17 protein-coding genes are annotated in these 16,074 nt (G+C 61.3%); 7 read left to right on the top strand and 10 right to left on the bottom strand.

Annotation, left to right across the window (positions count from 1 at the left end):
• The 5 genes from CLU90_RS05380 to CLU90_RS05360 all read left to right on the top strand — a co-directional run bounded on the left by CLU90_RS05380 (position 1) and on the right by CLU90_RS05360 (position 3,318).
• Entirely contained in the window at positions 1 to 780 is a 780-nt protein-coding gene (locus tag CLU90_RS05380) for a TatD family hydrolase (RefSeq protein ID WP_092708379.1), read from the top strand.
• Positions 781 to 796: 16 nt separating this feature from the next.
• Positions 797 to 1,447 (top strand): ankyrin repeat domain-containing protein, encoded by a 651-nt coding sequence (locus CLU90_RS05375; RefSeq protein ID WP_092708376.1) that lies wholly within the window; start codon positions 797 to 799, stop codon positions 1,445 to 1,447.
• A gap of 253 nt (positions 1,448 to 1,700) precedes the next feature.
• Positions 1,701 to 2,624 carry a methyltransferase domain-containing protein gene (locus tag CLU90_RS05370; RefSeq protein ID WP_092708373.1) on the top strand — a complete coding sequence of 308 codons (924 nt, stop codon included), beginning with the start codon at positions 1,701 to 1,703 and terminating at the stop codon, positions 2,622 to 2,624.
• Positions 2,625 to 2,724: 100 nt separating this feature from the next.
• Entirely contained in the window at positions 2,725 to 2,973 is a 249-nt protein-coding gene (locus tag CLU90_RS05365; RefSeq protein ID WP_092708370.1) for a hypothetical protein, read from the top strand.
• A 180-nt stretch (positions 2,974 to 3,153) separates the two neighbouring features.
• The gene (locus CLU90_RS05360) at positions 3,154 to 3,318 is read left to right on the top strand and encodes a hypothetical protein (RefSeq protein WP_232731086.1); all 165 of its coding nucleotides are present in this window, start codon (positions 3,154 to 3,156) and stop codon (positions 3,316 to 3,318) included.
• 64 nt (positions 3,319 to 3,382) lie between these two features.
• Here CLU90_RS05360 and CLU90_RS05355 read toward each other — a convergent pair whose 3' ends face one another.
• Positions 3,383 to 4,501 carry a phospholipase A gene (locus tag CLU90_RS05355; protein WP_314606470.1) on the bottom strand — a complete coding sequence of 373 codons (1,119 nt, stop codon included), beginning with the start codon at positions 4,499 to 4,501 and terminating at the stop codon, positions 3,383 to 3,385.
• A gap of 256 nt (positions 4,502 to 4,757) precedes the next feature.
• On the opposite strand from CLU90_RS05355, the gene fusA reads away from it, so the two are divergent.
• The gene (gene fusA / locus CLU90_RS05350; RefSeq protein WP_092709800.1) at positions 4,758 to 6,866 is read left to right on the top strand and encodes an elongation factor G; all 2,109 of its coding nucleotides are present in this window, start codon (positions 4,758 to 4,760) and stop codon (positions 6,864 to 6,866) included.
• 136 nt (positions 6,867 to 7,002) lie between these two features.
• Here the strand turns inward: fusA and CLU90_RS05345 are convergent, their stop codons facing one another.
• Genes CLU90_RS05345 through CLU90_RS05330 form a run of 4 tightly spaced genes read right to left on the bottom strand, consistent with a single transcriptional unit; the run spans position 7,003 to position 11,644 of the window.
• Complete coding sequence (locus CLU90_RS05345; protein ID WP_092708364.1) at positions 7,003 to 8,172, bottom strand: HlyD family secretion protein; 1,170 nt, start codon at positions 8,170 to 8,172, stop codon at positions 7,003 to 7,005.
• 21 nt (positions 8,173 to 8,193) lie between these two features.
• Positions 8,194 to 9,642: an efflux transporter outer membrane subunit gene (locus tag CLU90_RS05340; protein ID WP_232731085.1), complete on the bottom strand. Its 1,449-nt coding sequence runs from the start codon at positions 9,640 to 9,642 to the stop codon at positions 8,194 to 8,196.
• Between the two features lie 5 nt (positions 9,643 to 9,647).
• The gene (locus CLU90_RS05335; protein WP_100429380.1) at positions 9,648 to 11,153 is read right to left on the bottom strand and encodes a DHA2 family efflux MFS transporter permease subunit; all 1,506 of its coding nucleotides are present in this window, start codon (positions 11,151 to 11,153) and stop codon (positions 9,648 to 9,650) included.
• A 56-nt stretch (positions 11,154 to 11,209) separates the two neighbouring features.
• Positions 11,210 to 11,644, bottom strand: coding sequence for a MarR family winged helix-turn-helix transcriptional regulator (locus tag CLU90_RS05330; protein WP_058048115.1), 435 nt, complete (start codon positions 11,642 to 11,644; stop codon positions 11,210 to 11,212).
• A 130-nt stretch (positions 11,645 to 11,774) separates the two neighbouring features.
• On the opposite strand from CLU90_RS05330, the gene CLU90_RS05325 reads away from it, so the two are divergent.
• The gene (locus tag CLU90_RS05325) at positions 11,775 to 12,305 is read left to right on the top strand and encodes an SRPBCC family protein (RefSeq protein ID WP_100427380.1); all 531 of its coding nucleotides are present in this window, start codon (positions 11,775 to 11,777) and stop codon (positions 12,303 to 12,305) included.
• A 615-nt stretch (positions 12,306 to 12,920) separates the two neighbouring features.
• Here the strand turns inward: CLU90_RS05325 and CLU90_RS05315 are convergent.
• The 5 genes from CLU90_RS05315 to CLU90_RS05295 all read right to left on the bottom strand — a co-directional run bounded on the left by CLU90_RS05315 (position 12,921) and on the right by CLU90_RS05295 (position 16,073).
• Positions 12,921 to 13,457 (bottom strand): hypothetical protein, encoded by a 537-nt coding sequence (locus CLU90_RS05315; protein ID WP_232731084.1) that lies wholly within the window; start codon positions 13,455 to 13,457, stop codon positions 12,921 to 12,923.
• 125 nt (positions 13,458 to 13,582) lie between these two features.
• The gene (locus CLU90_RS05310; RefSeq protein ID WP_139178090.1) at positions 13,583 to 14,005 is read right to left on the bottom strand and encodes a hypothetical protein; all 423 of its coding nucleotides are present in this window, start codon (positions 14,003 to 14,005) and stop codon (positions 13,583 to 13,585) included.
• 242 nt (positions 14,006 to 14,247) lie between these two features.
• Positions 14,248 to 14,565, bottom strand: coding sequence for a hypothetical protein (locus CLU90_RS29135; protein WP_139178088.1), 318 nt, complete (start codon positions 14,563 to 14,565; stop codon positions 14,248 to 14,250).
• Between the two features lie 59 nt (positions 14,566 to 14,624).
• Positions 14,625 to 15,146, bottom strand: coding sequence for a demethoxyubiquinone hydroxylase family protein (locus tag CLU90_RS05300; protein WP_092708340.1), 522 nt, complete (start codon positions 15,144 to 15,146; stop codon positions 14,625 to 14,627).
• Between the two features lie 12 nt (positions 15,147 to 15,158).
• On the bottom strand, positions 15,159 to 16,073 hold the full coding sequence (locus tag CLU90_RS05295; RefSeq protein ID WP_092708337.1) for an alpha/beta hydrolase: 915 nt from the start codon (positions 16,071 to 16,073) through the stop codon (positions 15,159 to 15,161).
• Position 16,074 lies beyond the last annotated feature (1 nt).

Here is a 16,074-nt window from a genome sequence, read left to right as displayed (position 1 = left end):
ATGTATATCGATTCCCATTGCCATATCAATTTCCCCGAGCTGGCCGCTCGCATGCCCGAGATCCTCGCCAAGATGGCCGAGAACAAGGTGACGCACGCCCTGTGCGTGTCCGTCGACTTGCCGGACTTTCCACAGGTGCTGGCTCTGGCCGAGCAGTATCCGCATATCTTTGCGTCCGTCGGCGTGCACCCCGACTACGAAGACACGCCCGAGCCGTCCGTGGAAGACCTGGTCCGGCTGGCCGACCACCCGAAGATCATCGCCATCGGCGAGACGGGCCTCGATTATTTTCGCCTGACGGGCGACCTCGAGTGGCAGCGCGAGCGTTTTCGCACTCACATCAAAGCTTCAAGAATCACGCGCAAGCCCTTGATTATTCACACAAGAGCGGCCAGTGAAGACACCATACGCATCATGCGCGAAGAGGGTGCTGGCGTGTCGGACGGCGGCGTGGCCGGCGTCATGCATTGCTTTACGGAATCGCTGGAAGTGGCGCGCGCCGCCATAGCCATGGGTTTTTATATTTCGTTTTCCGGCATCGTCACGTTCAAGAGCGCCAAGGATTTGCAGGCCGTGGCGCTGGAAGTGCCGCTCGAGCGCATCCTCATCGAGACGGATTCGCCGTACCTGGCGCCCGTGCCGTTCCGCGGCCGCATGAACGAGCCCGGCTACGTGGCCCACGTGGCGGAATACCTGTCGACCTTGAAGGGTATCCCGCTGGCCCAGGTGGCGCAGCAGACGACGGATAATTTCTTTAAATTATTCAATCAGTTGCCATAATTTCTTAAGGTAAAACATGATGAAAAAACTCGCGCTGGCGATGCTGCTGTGCTGGGCCACCACCAGCCAGGCGGCGCCGGAACCGGATGCATTCTTCCGCGCCGTGTCCGTCAACAACGCCAGCGGCGTGCGCAGCATGCTGCTTGACGGCATGAACCCCAACCAGCCTGACGCGCAGCGCGGCGACATTCCCCTCGTGCTGGCCTTGCGCGACGATGCGGACCGGGTTTTCAAGGTGCTGCTCGACGCGCCCGGCATCGACATCGAAGCCCGTTCGGCGAACGGCAATACGGCGCTGATGATGGCCGCCTACAAACACAAGCAGGATGCCGTGGAAGCCTTGCTGGCCAAGGGCGCCAAGGTCAACCAGAGCGGCTGGACGGCGCTGCACTATGCGGCCTCGGCGGGCGACTTGCCCATCATGAAGATCTTGCTGGACCGCGAGGCGACGGTCGACGCGCGCGCGCCCGCCAGCATCACGCCGCTGATGTTTGCCGCCCGCGAAGGGCAGGAAGGCGCCGTCAAGCTGCTGCTGTCCTGGGGCGCGGACGCCAGCCTGAAGAGTGACCACGGCTGGACGGCCGCGCAGTTCGCCCAGGCCGGCGACAAGCCTGGCGTGGTCGCCATCATCGAAGCGGCGCAGAAGGCGCGCGCGGCCAGAAAGTAATTTTCTAGCAATATTTTCCATGCCAGCGCTGAAACTGGCATGGAATTGCCTCTCAGCTCAGCCCTTTGTTCTCCGTGCCGATTCACGATAATGATCGTGTCGCATTAATCAGGAGATTTTTCGCATGGGCAATCACATCAACGTCAGGCGCCGGCTGGTTTGTCGCCGCCCCTCGCGCAGCCCCTGCGATAACACTGCTTTCTGGAATGACAAAACCGATCGGCCATCGGAGCCAGACTCCAAGAGGACAGACATGCTGAATGAACGAGAAATCGAGAGTTGTTACCTGGGGCAATTTATCCCCGTCCATTACCACCACAATATGTTGATGGACCAGAACCGCATGCACGGGTTCAAGTCGGCGATCGATTACGCGGTAAAACCTGGCATGAAAGTGCTGGAGCTGGGCGGCGGCACGGGGGTGCTGTCGTGGTTTGCGGCCGCGCGCGCCGACAAGGTCTGGTGCGTGGAATTCAATCCGGACATGGTCAAGGAAGCGCGCAAGATGCTGGCGCTCAATCCCAACGGTGAAAAAGTCGAGGTCGTCCATGCGGACGCCTTTGAATACCTGCCGCCCGAGCCCGTCGACGTGGTCATCTGCGAAATGATCCACGTCGGCATGCTGCGCGAAAAACAGGTGGAAGTGATCGAATCGTTCAAGCGCCGCTACCTGGCCCGCTTTGGCGGCCCGCTGCCGATCTTCCTGCCCGAAGCCGTCATCATGGCCGTGCAGCCGATGCAGCAGGAATACGATTTCGAGGGCTTTTATGCGCCCATCGTGCAATTCCAGGAAACCACGGCCATCCACCCTGGCGTGCAGGAGCTGGCGCCGCCGTCCGTCTACAGCATCATCGATTTCAGCCAGCCGACGGACAGCGTGTTCGGCTTCGACGGCAAGTTCGTCGTCGAGCGCAGCGGCACCTTGAATGCCTTGCGCTTCGTCACCAAGAACATCCTGGCCGTCGTGCCCGAGCGCTCGACCACCATCGACTGGCTGAACCACTACATGTGCTTGCCGCTGGCCACGCCGGTGGCCGTGAAGGCGGGCGACGTGCTGCAAGTGAGCTTCCAGTACCGCGCCGGCGGCTCGATTCCTTCGCTGGAAGCGTCGATCCGCGCCCAGGTCATCTATGACGCGACTTTGCAAGCTGTTACGCAGAACGCCGTCTACGCGTAAGCGCCGTTAATGTATAGGCAACGCCGCAGCGATTTCATCCTGCGGCGTTTGTCCATTCAGGGTATATTTCGTCTTTTACCCACCGGACAGCTTTACTATCATGGAACAGATCGATCAGCGTTACCTCGTGCAACAGAACAAAATCAGCGACGGCGAGACCAGGCCGCCCGTGTTTGCCAAGGTAATGCGCAGCAAGGAAGGCGTGTTTGAAGGCGTGTCTTTCATCAAGTCCAAGGACAAGGCCACCGTCATGACCATCGAAGATGCCAACCAGGCCATCAAATGGGCCACCAGCAAGAAACCGAATGCGCACGAGTACGTCACGAAAGTAATTTGCGTCGGCCAATAAGCTGCCCGCCCGCCACCGTTCATTCCCGTTTTTGTACCGTTCATCTCCCCAGCACGCAGTTCATCGCATGGCCATTGCCGCCGTGGCGGCGCTTGCATAGAGTGGCGTCACGGTAGCGGGGCAAGCACGGCTTGTTCCGCACATTTCATTCTAGGGGGACGCAATGCTGGGATTCGTGCTGTGGCTGCTGCTCTTGCTCGTGTGCTGGCCCTCGTGCTGTATCCGCTGGCCTGGCTGCTGTTGCTGCCATTCCGCCTGATCGGCATCGGCGTGGAAGGCGTGTTCGAATTGCTGCGCGCCATCGTCATGCTGCCGGCCCGCGTGCTGGGCGGCGGGCGGCACTAAAGCGGATAGTCCCCATGAAAAATGGCGCCCCTCGGCGCCATTTTCATTTTTGCTGCTGCCTTGCTTACAGGTCGACCATGAAACCGGCGCCTATCGATTTCTGCGAATAGTTATAGTCGATCAGGCTCTGGCCATAGCCCGAGAACAGTTGCAAATAGCCTTTCAGGTTGGCCTTCAATGGGAAGGCCCAGCTGGCCTGCATGGAGCCATGCTTCTTGCTGAAATTGCGGCGCGCCGTCACGGCGTATTCGTGGCCCTTGTTGCGGTAGCTCAGGCGCAAGTCGCCATGCCCCATGTAATCGATGATGTCGATATTGTCATTGTCGACGGCGCTATTGTCGAGACGGTGCCAGACGCGGGCCGTGACGGCCAGGTTGTCTTTTTCCATGCCCAGCTCCGCATACACGCGGTTCCAGCTGCGCGACAGGGTCGACGTCTGACCGTTGGACTGGTGCACGAGGCCGAAGTTCAGGTAATTGAATTCCACGCCCGCGAAGTTCTTGTTGATCGGCATGACCAGCATCAGTTCCGGCTGATAGTTGGTCTCGCGGAAGGGGCTCGACGCCTTGCGGTTATACGCCTGCCAGAAACTTTGCTGCGTGTAGCCGAACCACATGTCGATGGGCGTGCCGGCGATATCTTCCAGCATCTTCATCTTGAAGCTCAGCTGGAACGTCAATTCCACGTGCTGGCTCTTGATGCCGGCCGGCGTGAAATCCTGGAACGGTTCATCGTTCGAGGCGTCGCTGTAATTGGCCAGCAGCAGATAGGTGTCGCGGTGCGGGCGGAAATTGAACAGGCCACGCTTCGAAGCTTCGTTGAGTTCCCACGATTGCTGCGTGCGCGAAATCGGTGCTTCCGGCGGCGCCGCGCCAGCCTGAGCGACGGCGGGAATAGCCGCGTTGACGGCTTCCGGCGTGGCCACGCCAGGCGGGCTGACCGGCGTGAAGGGCGCGACCTCGGCGGCGGCCGCCAAGGTGACGGCCGCAGTGACGGGATCGCCGCCGGCGGCGATGGTGGCTTTTTCCGCCGCCTTGGCCAGGGTATCGAAGCAGCCCAGGCGGGCGCTGGCGTCACCGAGCACGGCGCAACGCTGCATTTGCTGCTCCAGTTCGCCGGCCATGCCCAGCGCCGGTGATGCCAACAGGGAAGTGAGGATTATTTTTTTTAGTTGGGTCGTCATAGGATGTGAGGGAATATCGTTCGGTGCGTACCCCGGTTATTCGGGATGCGTCTTGATTTTGGTTAATGTTTGTTGAATTAATTGATAGGAAAGTATAGCTGAATCCGCCATATATCCTGCGCGCCTACCGTGCGCGCGAATGTCGGTGTTGTATGCCTGGTAAAAACCGGTCACTCTCTGCCGCCAAAATCGATGTCTGCTACACTGGAAAACCGGCGCAAATCCAGTCGTGCCGGGGCTAGCCATGGAGATTGTGATGACCCGCAAAACACCTATCGAGCGCTACCGCAACATCGGCATCAGCGCCCATATCGACGCCGGCAAGACCACCACCACCGAGCGCATCCTCTTCTACACCGGGGTGAATCACAAGATAGGCGAAGTGCACAATGGCGCCGCCACCATGGACTGGATGGAGCAGGAGCAGGAGCGGGGCATCACCATCACCTCGGCCGCTACCACGGCGTTCTGGAAAGGCATGGCCGGCAACTTCCCCGAACACCGGATCAACATCATCGATACGCCCGGCCACGTGGACTTCACGATCGAGGTCGAACGCTCGATGCGCGTGCTCGACGGCGCCGTGATGGTCTACGATGCCGTCGGCGGCGTGCAGCCGCAATCGGAAACCGTCTGGCGGCAAGCCAATAAATACCACGTGCCGCGCATCGCCTTCATCAACAAGATGGACCGGGTGGGCGCCGATTTCCTGCGCGTGCGCCAGCAGATCGCCGACCGCCTGAAGGGCGTGGCCGTGCCCATCCAGCTGCCCATCGGCGCCGAAGAGCATTTCACTGGCGTCATCGACCTGCTGAAAATGCGGGCCATCACCTGGGACGACGCCAGCCAGGGCGTGCAGTTCAGCTACGGCGAGATTCCCGCCGAGTTGCAGGCGCAGGCGCAGGAATGGCACGAGCACATGGTCGAGCACGCTGCCGAAGCCAGCACGGAGATGACGGAACGCTACCTGAACGGCGACACGTTCACTGAAGCCGAGCTCAAGCAGGCCTTGCGCGCGCGCACCATCCGCAACGAGATCGTGCCCATGCTGTGCGGCAGCGCTTTCAAAAACAAGGGCGTGCAGGCCATGCTGGACGCCGTCATCGAATACCTGCCGTCGCCGACGGAAGTGCCGCCCATCATGGGGCACGACGAGCACGACAACGAGGTGGAGCGCCATCCGGCCGACGACGAGCACTTTTCCGCGCTGGCCTTCAAGATCATGACGGACCCGTTCGTGGGGCAACTGACGTTCTTCCGCGTGTATTCGGGCGTGGTCAATTCGGGCGACATGGTCTACAACCCCACCAAGAGCGCGCGCGAGCGGCTGGGGCGCATCCTGCAGATGCATGCGAACGAGCGCAAGGAAATCAAGGAAGTGTATGCGGGCGACATCGCCGCCGCCGTGGGCCTGAAAGCCGTCACCACGGGCGACACCCTGTGCGCGCTCGACCACATCATCGTGCTGGAAAAGATGATCTTCCCGGAACCCGTGATTTCGCAGGCGGTCGAACCGAAGACCAAGCCTGACCAGGAAAAGATGGGCATCGCCCTGAACCGCCTGGCGCAGGAAGACCCGTCGTTCAGGGTCCATACGGACGAGGAATCGGGCCAGACCATCATGTCGGGCATGGGCGAACTGCACCTGGAAATCCTGGTCGACCGCATGCGCCGTGAATTCGGCGTGGAAGCGAATGTGGGCAAGCCGCAGGTGGCTTACCGCGAAACCATCACGCGCGCGGTGGAAGACGTGGAGGGCAAGTTCGTCAAGCAGTCGGGCGGACGGGGCCAGTACGGCCACGTGGTGCTGAAACTCGAACCGCTGGAGCCGGGCACGGGCTACCAGTTCGTCGACGCCATCAAGGGCGGCGTCGTGCCGCGCGAATTCATTCCCGCCGTCGACAAGGGCATCGTTGAAACCTTGAAGTCGGGCGTGCTGGCCGGCTATCCCGTGGTGGATGTGAAGGCGACGTTGACCTTCGGCTCCTACCACGACGTCGATTCCAACGAAAACGCGTTCCGCATGGCCGGCTCCATCGCCTTCAAGGATGGCATGCGCAAGGCCCATCCCGTGCTGCTCGAACCGATGATGCAGGTGGAGGCGGAAACGCCCGAGGAATTCATGGGCAACGTCATGGGAGATTTGACGGCCCGCCGCGGCATGGTGCAGGGCGTCGACGACATCCCCGGCGGCGCGGGCCGCATCGTCAAGGCCCTCGTGCCGCTGGCGGAAATGTTCGGCTATTCCACCACCCTGCGTTCGCTGACCCAAGGCCGCGCCACGTACACGATGGAATTCAAGCACTATGCGGCCGTGCCCAAGCATATCCTGGACCAGGTGGCATCTGCCGGCAAGGCCAAGTAGGTCGGATTAGCGGGGCAACGCCCCGCGTAATCCGACAACATTGTTGGCGAAGGCCGTTGGTGGTGTCGGGTTAAGTAAGGCTGAGGTCAGACCCGGCGGGTCTGACCCCGGATGTCGTTTGAGTTCAACGGACGGTTTAATGGGCAAGATTCTGCGCAATGATCGCATCGGCCACCTTCTCCGCCTCGCCCACCGGCTGTTCCAGCGCCTTGGTAGTGTAGACGGTGGAGGCCACCATCGGCTGGTCCAGGGTCGCGCCTTCGCCATGGCTGGTATCGACCGTCACCGTGGTCGACAGGCCGATGCGCAGCGGGTGGGCGGCCAGTTCCTTGGGGTCGAGCGTGATGCGCACGGGCACACGCTGCACCACCTTGATCCAGTTGCCCGTGGCGTTTTGCGCCGGCAACAGGGAAAACGCGCTGCCCGTGCCGGCCGACATGCCCAGCACCTTGCCGTGGTACACCACCTTGCTGCCATATAGATCCGTTTCGATGGTCGCCGCCTGGCCCACGCGGATGTTGCGCAGTTCGGATTCCTTGAAGTTGGCGTCGACCCATAACTGGTCGAGCGGCACGATGGACATCAAGGGCGTGCCCGGCGTCACGTGCGTGCCCAGCTGCACGCTGCGCTTGGCCACGTAACCCGAGACGGGCGCGACCACGGCATTGCGGCGCACGGCCAGCCATGCCTGCAGCACGTCGCCCCTGGCGGACAAAATCGCCGGATGGCTGGCCAGGCGCACGCCGGCCACGCCCGATTTGGCGGACTCGGCCTGGCGCTGGGCCACGGCCAAGGCCGCTTTCGCGTCGTCGACGGCCTGTTTCGCATGGGCCAGGTCTTCGCCCGAGATCGTCTGGTCCGCGGCCAGCGGCGCACGGCGCGCCAGGTTGCCCTGCGCCGTGGCCAGCGCCAGGCGGCGCTGTTCGATGACGGCGTCGTACTGCGCCACATTCGCATAGCGTTCGCGCTCCTGGCGCACGACGTTGCCCAGGCGTGCCTCGGCCTGGCTCAGGGCCAGGTCCGCATCGATGGCGTTCAGGGTGATCAGCGGCGCGCCCGCCTTGACCATCTGCGTCTCGTCGGCGCGGATGGCGTCGACATTGCCCGTCACTTGCGCGGACAGGGTGACGAGGTTGCCGCCCACATAGGCGTTGTCCGTGACTTCTTCCTTGGCCAGCACCAGTTGGTAATAAACTGCCCAGGCCGCGCCGGCCACGAGGAAGGCGGCCGTGATGGCGATGAGGACGGCCTTGCGCTTGCCCGGCTGTTCGGTTGGGGTGGTCGTTGCTGTGGTATCGCTGCTCATGATGTCGTCCGTAATCGATGGTTATTGTTGTGCGGTGGCGTTGGCGGAAAAATCGCTGCTGCCCCGGTAGCCGCCGCCCAGTGCCACGCTCAGGCTGATTTCCGCGTCCTGGCGCTGGTTTTGCAGCTGCATGCCCAGGTCGACCTGGCCGCGCACGGTCATTTCCGCATTGAGTTGCGTGGCGCGGTCGGCCAGTCCCTGTTTCAGTCTGGCATTGGCGTTGCGCAGCTGCGCCTCGCTGGCGCGCAGGTTTTCCTGCTGCAGGCGCAGCTGGTTTTCCACGCCTTGCACCTTGGCGCCCGCTTGGGCCACGTCGCGCACGACATTGAAGACCCTTTGGTTGTAGTCGGCGATCAGTTCATTGCGTTCGCTGCGCGCGCCGGCAAGCTGCGCCTGCAGGCGGCCGCTGTCGAACAGGGGCAGGGACAGGGCCGGGCCGATGAACAGGGTGCGGCTGCCCGATTGCAGCAGCTTGCCCAGTTTTATCGCATCGAGGCCGAACGACGCTCCCAGGTCGATATCGGGGTAGAACGATGCCTGCGCCGCCTCGATATTGCTCATGGCCGCCTGGACCCGCCAGCGCGCCGCCTGCAGGTCGGGACGGCGCGCCAGCAATTCCATGCCCAGCTTGCCGGGCAGTGCGTGCGGCAGCGCCTGGGCTGCTTTCGGCTGCAGGCCGGCCAGTGCCGTGCTGTCCGCACCGAGCAGGGCGCGCAAGGCTTCACGTTCCGTGACGACCTGCGTTTCCAGCAGGGCAATTTGTTGCTGCAGCAGGCTCAAACGCGTTTGCGCGGACAGATGGTCGTCGCTGACGCCCAGGCCATGCGCGATGCGCTTTTCCTTGTCGTCCACCAGTTGCTGCTGCAACTGGACCAGCGCATGCAGGTTGTCCATGCGGGCCCAGCCATTTTGCATGCTGAAGTAGTGCCTGGCGATTTCGGCGGCCAGCATCTGTTCCGCCATCGCGTACTCGGCGCGGCGCGCGTTGACCTCGCCCAGGCTGGCGGCGATCTGCGCCTTGTGCTTGCCCCACCAGTCGAGATCGTAATGGGCTTGCACGCCCACGGTGAATTCATTGTAGTAATTGCCGCCGATGGGGGCGGGCATCAGGCCGTTGGCCGAATAGCGCTGGCGGCTGGCGCTGGCGTCCAGGTCCAGCCTGGGGCCGCGTTCCGCATGCCGGGCATCGAACGCGGACAGGGCCGAGCCGATGCGGGCATTCGCCACGTCCAGGCCGGGGCTGGCGGACAGGGCGTTGTCAATCAGCTGGTCCAGCTGAGCGTCCTGGAACTGGCGCCACCACTGGGCGGCGGGCCAGCCTTCGCTGGCCAGGTGGATGTCGGCCGCCAGTTGCGCCTTGGCCAGGTCTTGCTGCGGCAACTGTTGCGTGTCGGGCGGGATGCTGGCGCAGCCGGCCAAAGCCAGACTCAACGTCAATACGCGCAGGGAAAATTTCATAGGTGTGTGCATGAGGGTTATTCCATGGCCGCGTGGTCAACCACGACAGGCGCATTCTTCTTTGGTGGTTTGATCAGGAGCAAGAGCGGCAGCACGAGGATGGTCAGCCACATCATCAGCCAGAAGTCGTCGAGGTAGGCGATCATCGACGCCTGCCGCGTGATTTCGCCATTCAGCGCCGCCATGCCCGTGCTCGTGCCCAGGTCGAACACCTGGGCAATGCCGGGGTCGTGCAGGGCCGGGTTGGCGATGTTGATGTGTTCCGTCAGGGACGCATGGGCGATCTGCGTATTGCGCACCAACAAGGTCTGCACGAGGGCAATGCCGATGCTGCTGCCGATATTGCGCACCAGGCTGTAGATCGCCGTGCCTTCCGCCCGCATCTGCGGCGACAGGGTGGCAAACGTGGCCGCGCTCAGGGGCACGAAGACGAGGCCCAGGCCGATGCCCTGGATGATGCCGTTCCACACGACGGTCTTCGGCACGAGGTCCAGACTGAAATTGGCCATTTGCCACAGCGAAAACGCGGTAATCGAAAAGCCCACGCCCAGCAGGATGCGCGTATCGATTCTGCCCGTCAGCCTGCCGACGATCAGCATGGCCAGCATCGTGCCCAGGCCGCTGGGCGCCGTGACGAGGCCGGCGATGGCCGCCGGGTAATTCATCAAGCCTTGCAGCATCGACGGCGTCAGCGCGCGCGTGGCGAACAGCACCATGCCGACGATGAAGATGAACAGCAGGCCGCTCACATAGTTGGAGTTTTTCAGCAGCCGGTAGTCGAGGAAGGACTTGCCGGCCGGGCGCAAGGCCGTGTGCGCAATGAAATAACAGAGGCTCATGGCCAGCACGATGGCTTCGATCCACGTTTCCGTCGAAGAAAACCAGTCGTTCTGCTCGCCCCGGTCCAGCAGCATCTGCAGCGCGCCGATCGACAGGCTCAAGGTGGCGAAGCCGAACATGTCAAAGCTCATGCGGCGGTTCGGCGGGTCCTTGCGGATGTAGCGCCAGATGCCATAGAAGGCCATGGCGCCGATGGGGATGTTGATGAAGAAGACCCAGCGCCAGCTGTAGCTGTCCGTCAGCCAGCCGCCCAGTGTCGGTCCCAGGATGGGGCCTATCATCACGCCCATGCCCCAGATGGCCATGGCCGAGCCGTGTTTCTCGCGTGGATTGATGTCGAGCAGCACCGCCTGCGACAGCGGCACCAACGCCGCGCCGAACACGCCCTGCAGCAGGCGCGCTGCGACGATCTCGGACAAGGTAGCGGACAGGCCGCACAGCACGGAGGCGAGTGTAAAGCCGGCCACGGACACGAGAAAGGTGTTTTTCTGCCCGAAGCGGTCGCACAGCCAGCCCGTCAGGGGCGTGGCGATGGCGGCGGCGACGATGAACGAGGTCAGTACCCAGGTGATCTGGTCTTGCGAGGCGGACAGGCTGCCTTGCATGTGGGGCAGGGCGACGTTGGCGATGGTGCCGTCGAGCGCCTGGATGATGGTGGCGAGCATGATCGAAATCGTGATCATGCGCCGGTTCAGGCTGGGGTCTTGCGAGGCGGGAAGGGGCGCTGCCGTCACGGAATTCACGCAAACTTCTCCGTCGCCGCTTGCAGCGCTTCCAGCAGTTCCGTGGCGGCCCGCAGCTGGTCGGGATCGATACCCTGCAGCAGTTCCTTGCGGAAGCCATCCGCTTCCTTGCGCACGGTGTCATACACCTGCATGCCCGCCTCGGTCAGCACGACGAGTTTTACTCTGCGGTCCGTTTCCGATGGCTGGCGCTGCACGAAGCCCGATTTCACGAGCCGGTCCAGCATCGACACCATGGTGGGGTTTTCCACGCCCAGTTGATGGGCCAGCTCGCTTTGCGACGGCGGCTGGGGCGACTTGGCGATCATGGCGATGCACATCCAGCTTGCTTGCCCCAGGTCCAGGTCTTTCAGGCGCCGGTCGATCGCATGGCGCCAGCCGCGCGCCGTCTTGTGGAGCGCGGCGGAAAAGCGCTCTTCGATAGAAGTCATAAGGTGAGTGATCTAATAGTTAGGTGTCTAACTAATATTCTAGCATGCCGGTTTCACAGGCGTACAGGCCTTCCCGTTTATCGGCGCCCCTGGTACATTAACAGTCAGCCCATCACCATCAGGAGACAGCATGACGACGGAAAAACAGCAGCAGGACGGACAGCACCGCGACAGCAGCGACTTTGTCATCACGCAAACTTTCGACGCCCCACGCGATCTCGTGTTCCGCTCGTGGGTGGAGCCGGAACGTCTGGCGCAGTGGTGGGGACCGGTCGGCTTCGAACTGAGCGTGCTGGCGCTGGACCTCAAACCGGGCGGCGTTTTCCACTATGGCATGCGCGCCGACAATGGCTATGAGATGTGGGGCAAGTTTACTTACCAGGAGATCGAAGCGCCTGAACGCATCGTTTCCATCCTGTCGTTTGCCGACAAGCAGGGCAATGCCGTGCAGCATCCGGTCAGCGCTACCTGGCCGCTGGAGTCGTTCAATGTCATGACCCTCACGGAAGAAAATGGCAAGACGACGATGACCTTGCGGTCGACGCCGCACAAGGCGACGGATGAGCAGCATGAGACTTTTGTGGAGGGGCATGAGTCGATGACGCAGGGGTTCAGGGCCACCTTCGCCCAGCTGGCCCAGTACCTAGCCCGTGTTCAGTAGAGTTATGTTGATCGCTGGTTATTAAAAACGGCGGGCCAGAGCCGCGGGCCTGAGAAAATGTCCATGGCTGCGTTGCTTGGGCTCGCCGTACATGCGTACTGTCTTCGCCCGCGCGCCTTGCCCTGGCCATTTTTCAGGCCCGCTGGGCCCGGGGAGCCTGGGTTTGAGGCGCGGGCGGGTTCATGCTCTCGTTGCCAGTTCGCGGTTGAGGGGCGTCAGCTTCCGCCCCATACCAGACTGTCGAAGGGGCTGTTCAGGCCCCGAACACAGTACTTTCAATCCAAACCCGTTCGCCCGGGTGATGCTCCTCGATAGTCGCAAGCGCCCCCTGAATCGTCGCTTGGTCGGCATCCGTGAAAGAGTACGTGAAACGAGTGACATTGCTGCGCTCAAGCTGCGCAAATTCTGCTTCTGACAATGCATCCGCGCTGCACCATACGGGAGTCTTGGTCGCCTCTGACGCATCCAAAATTTCTCGCAAACCTCGTGGGGTTAGTGCTAGGTACACCATGTCATCCTCGTTTTTTGATCCAAAAAGGCATAGCTGCCCCAAGGTCTGCTTCTGGCCGGTTGGTATCGTTCGCAGGTTCCGCCCGAAGCGGACAGATGGATTCGTTACACCGATGGTTGCGCATTTACGAACAGCACTACGTCAGAAACGGTACGCACTTTGTCGTAATACGGGTTGCGCTCGGTCTGTTCTAGCGATCTTCCGGCCCGCAAAGCAACGTCCACTATGAGATCGTCCACGTCATCGACATCCAAGCCTAAATCGCCCGTGAGCGAGTCCGATGCTCGCACTGGAAACGCGATGAACGGCCTAAGAAAAACTTGCAATTCCTGATGCACCGCGCGGATGATCCAGGTGTCGGTTTTTCTTTTGTCAAAACTGCGGGCGAAGTGGCATATCGATTCGCCTTCGCGGGCGTAAGCCAGGGTTTGAAGGCGATGCTTTTCACGCCGATTCAAAACGGTGGTCCAGACATAAAAAACACAGACCAAAGTACCGGTAACGCCCAAAATCCGAGCAGATGACGCGTAAATAAAGTACCCGAACCCGACTGCTACCACGATCAGGAACACCTTCAGCGAGATGACAGGCCGTTTGGCATGCTGCGCCATTTGCCTTGACGGCAGCCGTGTTGCTTCCATTGCTACTCCTTTTATGCCTCGTCATGATTATTCATCGTCCGCTTCTGGCCGGTTGCAGTCATCTGCAGGTTCCGCCCCGAAGCAGACATAGATCTGACGCATTCGACATATGCCACCGCAGCCGATTAAGCGTCGTGATAAACAACGCCGTATGTGTCGAACATAGCTCCAGCTAGCTCGACCATGCTTAAGCCGCTGCGCTCCCAAAAAAACAGAAAGTATTCCAACTTGTCGTAAGGTGCTTCAGCGTCCATGCCGTGCAGCGCACAAATCGTGGTTCTGATACGCAACACCTCAGGGTCATCCGACATATCGCGTCCTCGGATGGTCTCCCAAAGCCTCACCCGGACAGCTAAGGCCTCGCTATCCGTTGCCGAGCCCTCAAGATATCGTTTAGCAGCCAAAACAGAAGACTGCGCGGTAACGGGTAGACATTCGATCACCCGAGCCAGGGCGTTAACCATAAAGCGTTGAGCATCACCGTGCGCTACCGGATCATCCAGATCAACGGTGGATGAAATAACATCAAAAGGATCACGGTGAGACATGCTGACTTTCTGAGTAAAGCTTAATTGGTCAATTGCCGACTGTCCGCTGCTGGCCGAAGGCTGCCGTTAGCAAGCTACGCTCCGGCGCAGACTTTAGCAGAAAATCTCATGGTCACGGCCAGCCGTCAAGATCCGCCTTTGACGGGTCAAAGTTATCCCCCTCAATTTCCAGGATAAACTCATATGGTGATGAGGGCGCGAATTCGGAACGAAGAAAAAAAACACAATCGCCCACGAGTGCTTTATCCAGGCGAGCTTCCATCAGTTGCGCTAACTAACTGATGGATTTCACTGATAGGTCCGGCTATCCAGTGATCAGTAATTTCTGTGGTCGGCCAAGTTCCAATTTCAAGAGATTTGTACGGTCCGAAGTGTTCGTGTTCCGAAACAATCCTATTGCGTGGGTTGGCGGCATATGCGCGTATCGCCTCGGCGAATTGTCGAAGTCCAGCTTTGTGGCCTCGCAATCGCCATTCTTTGAGATCGTCATCTCTCTCATGGAAAAAACCAAGCTCAAGCCATTCGCGCTGGGTCATTGCATTGATTTTTGTGCTTGGCATATCATTCCTATGAGACGGCTCCTGGCCGCTTTCCGCGTGGGCCAATAATAGCAGTATGACTAAAGGCGCATTCCCAGCCAGATCACCGATTCCGTGGCGCCGGATACCATAGCGCTCAGCATGCGTCCGAACATCCCGCTGCCTTGCGCGTAGATGGATGCCTGGTCGTGATGTTCCTGCTCGTCCCTGAGGATTGCTTTAATGGCGCCAGCCGCATCATCGTCGTCGCTCAACATAGTGAGTTGGTGCCGCAGGTGCTGCAGGACCACCCGTTCGACGGCCACGGTGGTCAGCGAGATCGCGCGCGCACCGCACAGCCCCGTGGCGATGCCCAGCGCATAGCCACCCGCCGCACACAGGGAATAGCTGCGGCAGCGCGGCAAGCCACGGCGTTCGAGAACGTCATGAAATATCGTCCTGTGCTCCTGCTCATGCGCCCTGAAGGCCCGCAGTTCCGGCACGAGATGGCTTGCGGTCAAACGGGCGACGAAGATCTGGCCGGTATAAATGCTGATGGCACCTTGCTCTCCCGCATGGTTTACCTTCATCGCCCGGTTCGAAAATTGCGTATTCGCATGCATTGATCAATTGTCTTATTGGTTCTGATCGCCCGCCATCCCCAGCATCTGCCGAATCACGGGCAAAATCATCTTCCAGGCATTCGACGTCGCCGCAATCTCGTCATAATGGCTGGCTCCGGGCAAGATCAGCACCTCCGCATGGTCGCCAGCTAGCTTGGCCCTGGCCGCGTAGTCGTGCGCGACGCGGGGAGGGGAGATGGTGTCGAGTTCTCCCGTGGCCAGGACGGTGCGGCTGCCGTTGGGGATCAGGTCGGCGGCGTTGGTGTCGCTGTAGATGTCGGGGCGCTCAGTGCTGGGCTGGCCTGCCAGCTGGGCGATGTCGCGCTCGCAGCTGGTCTTGATCAGGTCTTTCTCATGGCGCAGGTCGGCCAGGCCGCCCAGGCTGACAATGTTTTTGACCGGCAGATAGTTGTCGCGGTACAGGGGGCTGGTCTTCGGCAGTTTTTCCCTTCCGGCGATCCATTGCACCAGCTGGCCGCCGGCCGAGTGGCCCATGGCGACGATGCGGTTCACGTCCAGCTGGTACCGGGGCGCGTGCTGCCGCAGGCTGTCGAGCGCCGCGTGCATGTCTTCGTAGGTGCCCGGGTAGCCGCCGCCCGGCTCGTCCACCCGGCGGTACTCCACATTCCACACGGCGATGCCTTGTGCGACGAGGGCGCCGGCCACGTTGCGCATCTGCTTGATGCCGCCGAAGGCCACCGTCCAGCAGCCGCCATGCACGAGCACGACGACGGGGAACGGTCCCTTGCCTTCGGGCTTGAACAGCTGCGCGTATTGCGACGGCGCGGGGCCATAGGCGATCTGCGCCGTGGGCGGTGGGCCGTTCAGGGCCAGGTAGTCGTCCAGGCTCATGGGGGCGGCGACGGCGCCGTGGGCAGAGGCGAGCAAGGCGGTGGCGATCAGGGAGGACGGCAAGGAGGTAGGCATG

The sequence above is a fragment of the Janthinobacterium sp. 67 genome (assembly GCF_002797895.1).
In the GTDB taxonomy this organism is placed as follows: domain Bacteria; phylum Pseudomonadota; class Gammaproteobacteria; order Burkholderiales; family Burkholderiaceae_D; genus Janthinobacterium.
This window is presented reverse-complemented; position numbering and strand designations above follow the sequence as displayed.

Coding starts and splice junctions, on each gene's coding strand:
- CLU90_RS05335 (WP_100429380.1), bottom strand. CDS start 11,153: ATGATCACGATTTCGATCATGCTCGCCACCATCATCCAGGCGCTCGAC.
- CLU90_RS05365 (WP_092708370.1), top strand. CDS start 2,725: ATGGAACAGATCGATCAGCGTTACCTCGTGCAACAGAACAAAATCAGC.
- CLU90_RS05300 (WP_092708340.1), bottom strand. CDS start 15,146: ATGCATGCGAATACGCAATTTTCGAACCGGGCGATGAAGGTAAACCAT.
- CLU90_RS05345 (WP_092708364.1), bottom strand. CDS start 8,172: ATGAGCAGCGATACCACAGCAACGACCACCCCAACCGAACAGCCGGGC.
- CLU90_RS05380 (WP_092708379.1), top strand. CDS start 1: ATGTATATCGATTCCCATTGCCATATCAATTTCCCCGAGCTGGCCGCT.
- CLU90_RS05340 (WP_232731085.1), bottom strand. CDS start 9,642: ATGCACACACCTATGAAATTTTCCCTGCGCGTATTGACGTTGAGTCTG.
- CLU90_RS05315 (WP_232731084.1), bottom strand. CDS start 13,457: ATGGAAGCAACACGGCTGCCGTCAAGGCAAATGGCGCAGCATGCCAAA.
- CLU90_RS05325 (WP_100427380.1), top strand. CDS start 11,775: ATGACGACGGAAAAACAGCAGCAGGACGGACAGCACCGCGACAGCAGC.
- CLU90_RS05375 (WP_092708376.1), top strand. CDS start 797: ATGATGAAAAAACTCGCGCTGGCGATGCTGCTGTGCTGGGCCACCACC.
- CLU90_RS05295 (WP_092708337.1), bottom strand. CDS start 16,073: ATGCCTACCTCCTTGCCGTCCTCCCTGATCGCCACCGCCTTGCTCGCC.
- CLU90_RS05355 (WP_314606470.1), bottom strand. CDS start 4,501: ATGACGACCCAACTAAAAAAAATAATCCTCACTTCCCTGTTGGCATCA.
- CLU90_RS05310 (WP_139178090.1), bottom strand. CDS start 14,005: ATGTCTCACCGTGATCCTTTTGATGTTATTTCATCCACCGTTGATCTG.
- fusA (WP_092709800.1), top strand. CDS start 4,758: ATGACCCGCAAAACACCTATCGAGCGCTACCGCAACATCGGCATCAGC.
- CLU90_RS05330 (WP_058048115.1), bottom strand. CDS start 11,644: ATGACTTCTATCGAAGAGCGCTTTTCCGCCGCGCTCCACAAGACGGCG.
- CLU90_RS05370 (WP_092708373.1), top strand. CDS start 1,701: ATGCTGAATGAACGAGAAATCGAGAGTTGTTACCTGGGGCAATTTATC.
- CLU90_RS29135 (WP_139178088.1), bottom strand. CDS start 14,565: ATGCCAAGCACAAAAATCAATGCAATGACCCAGCGCGAATGGCTTGAG.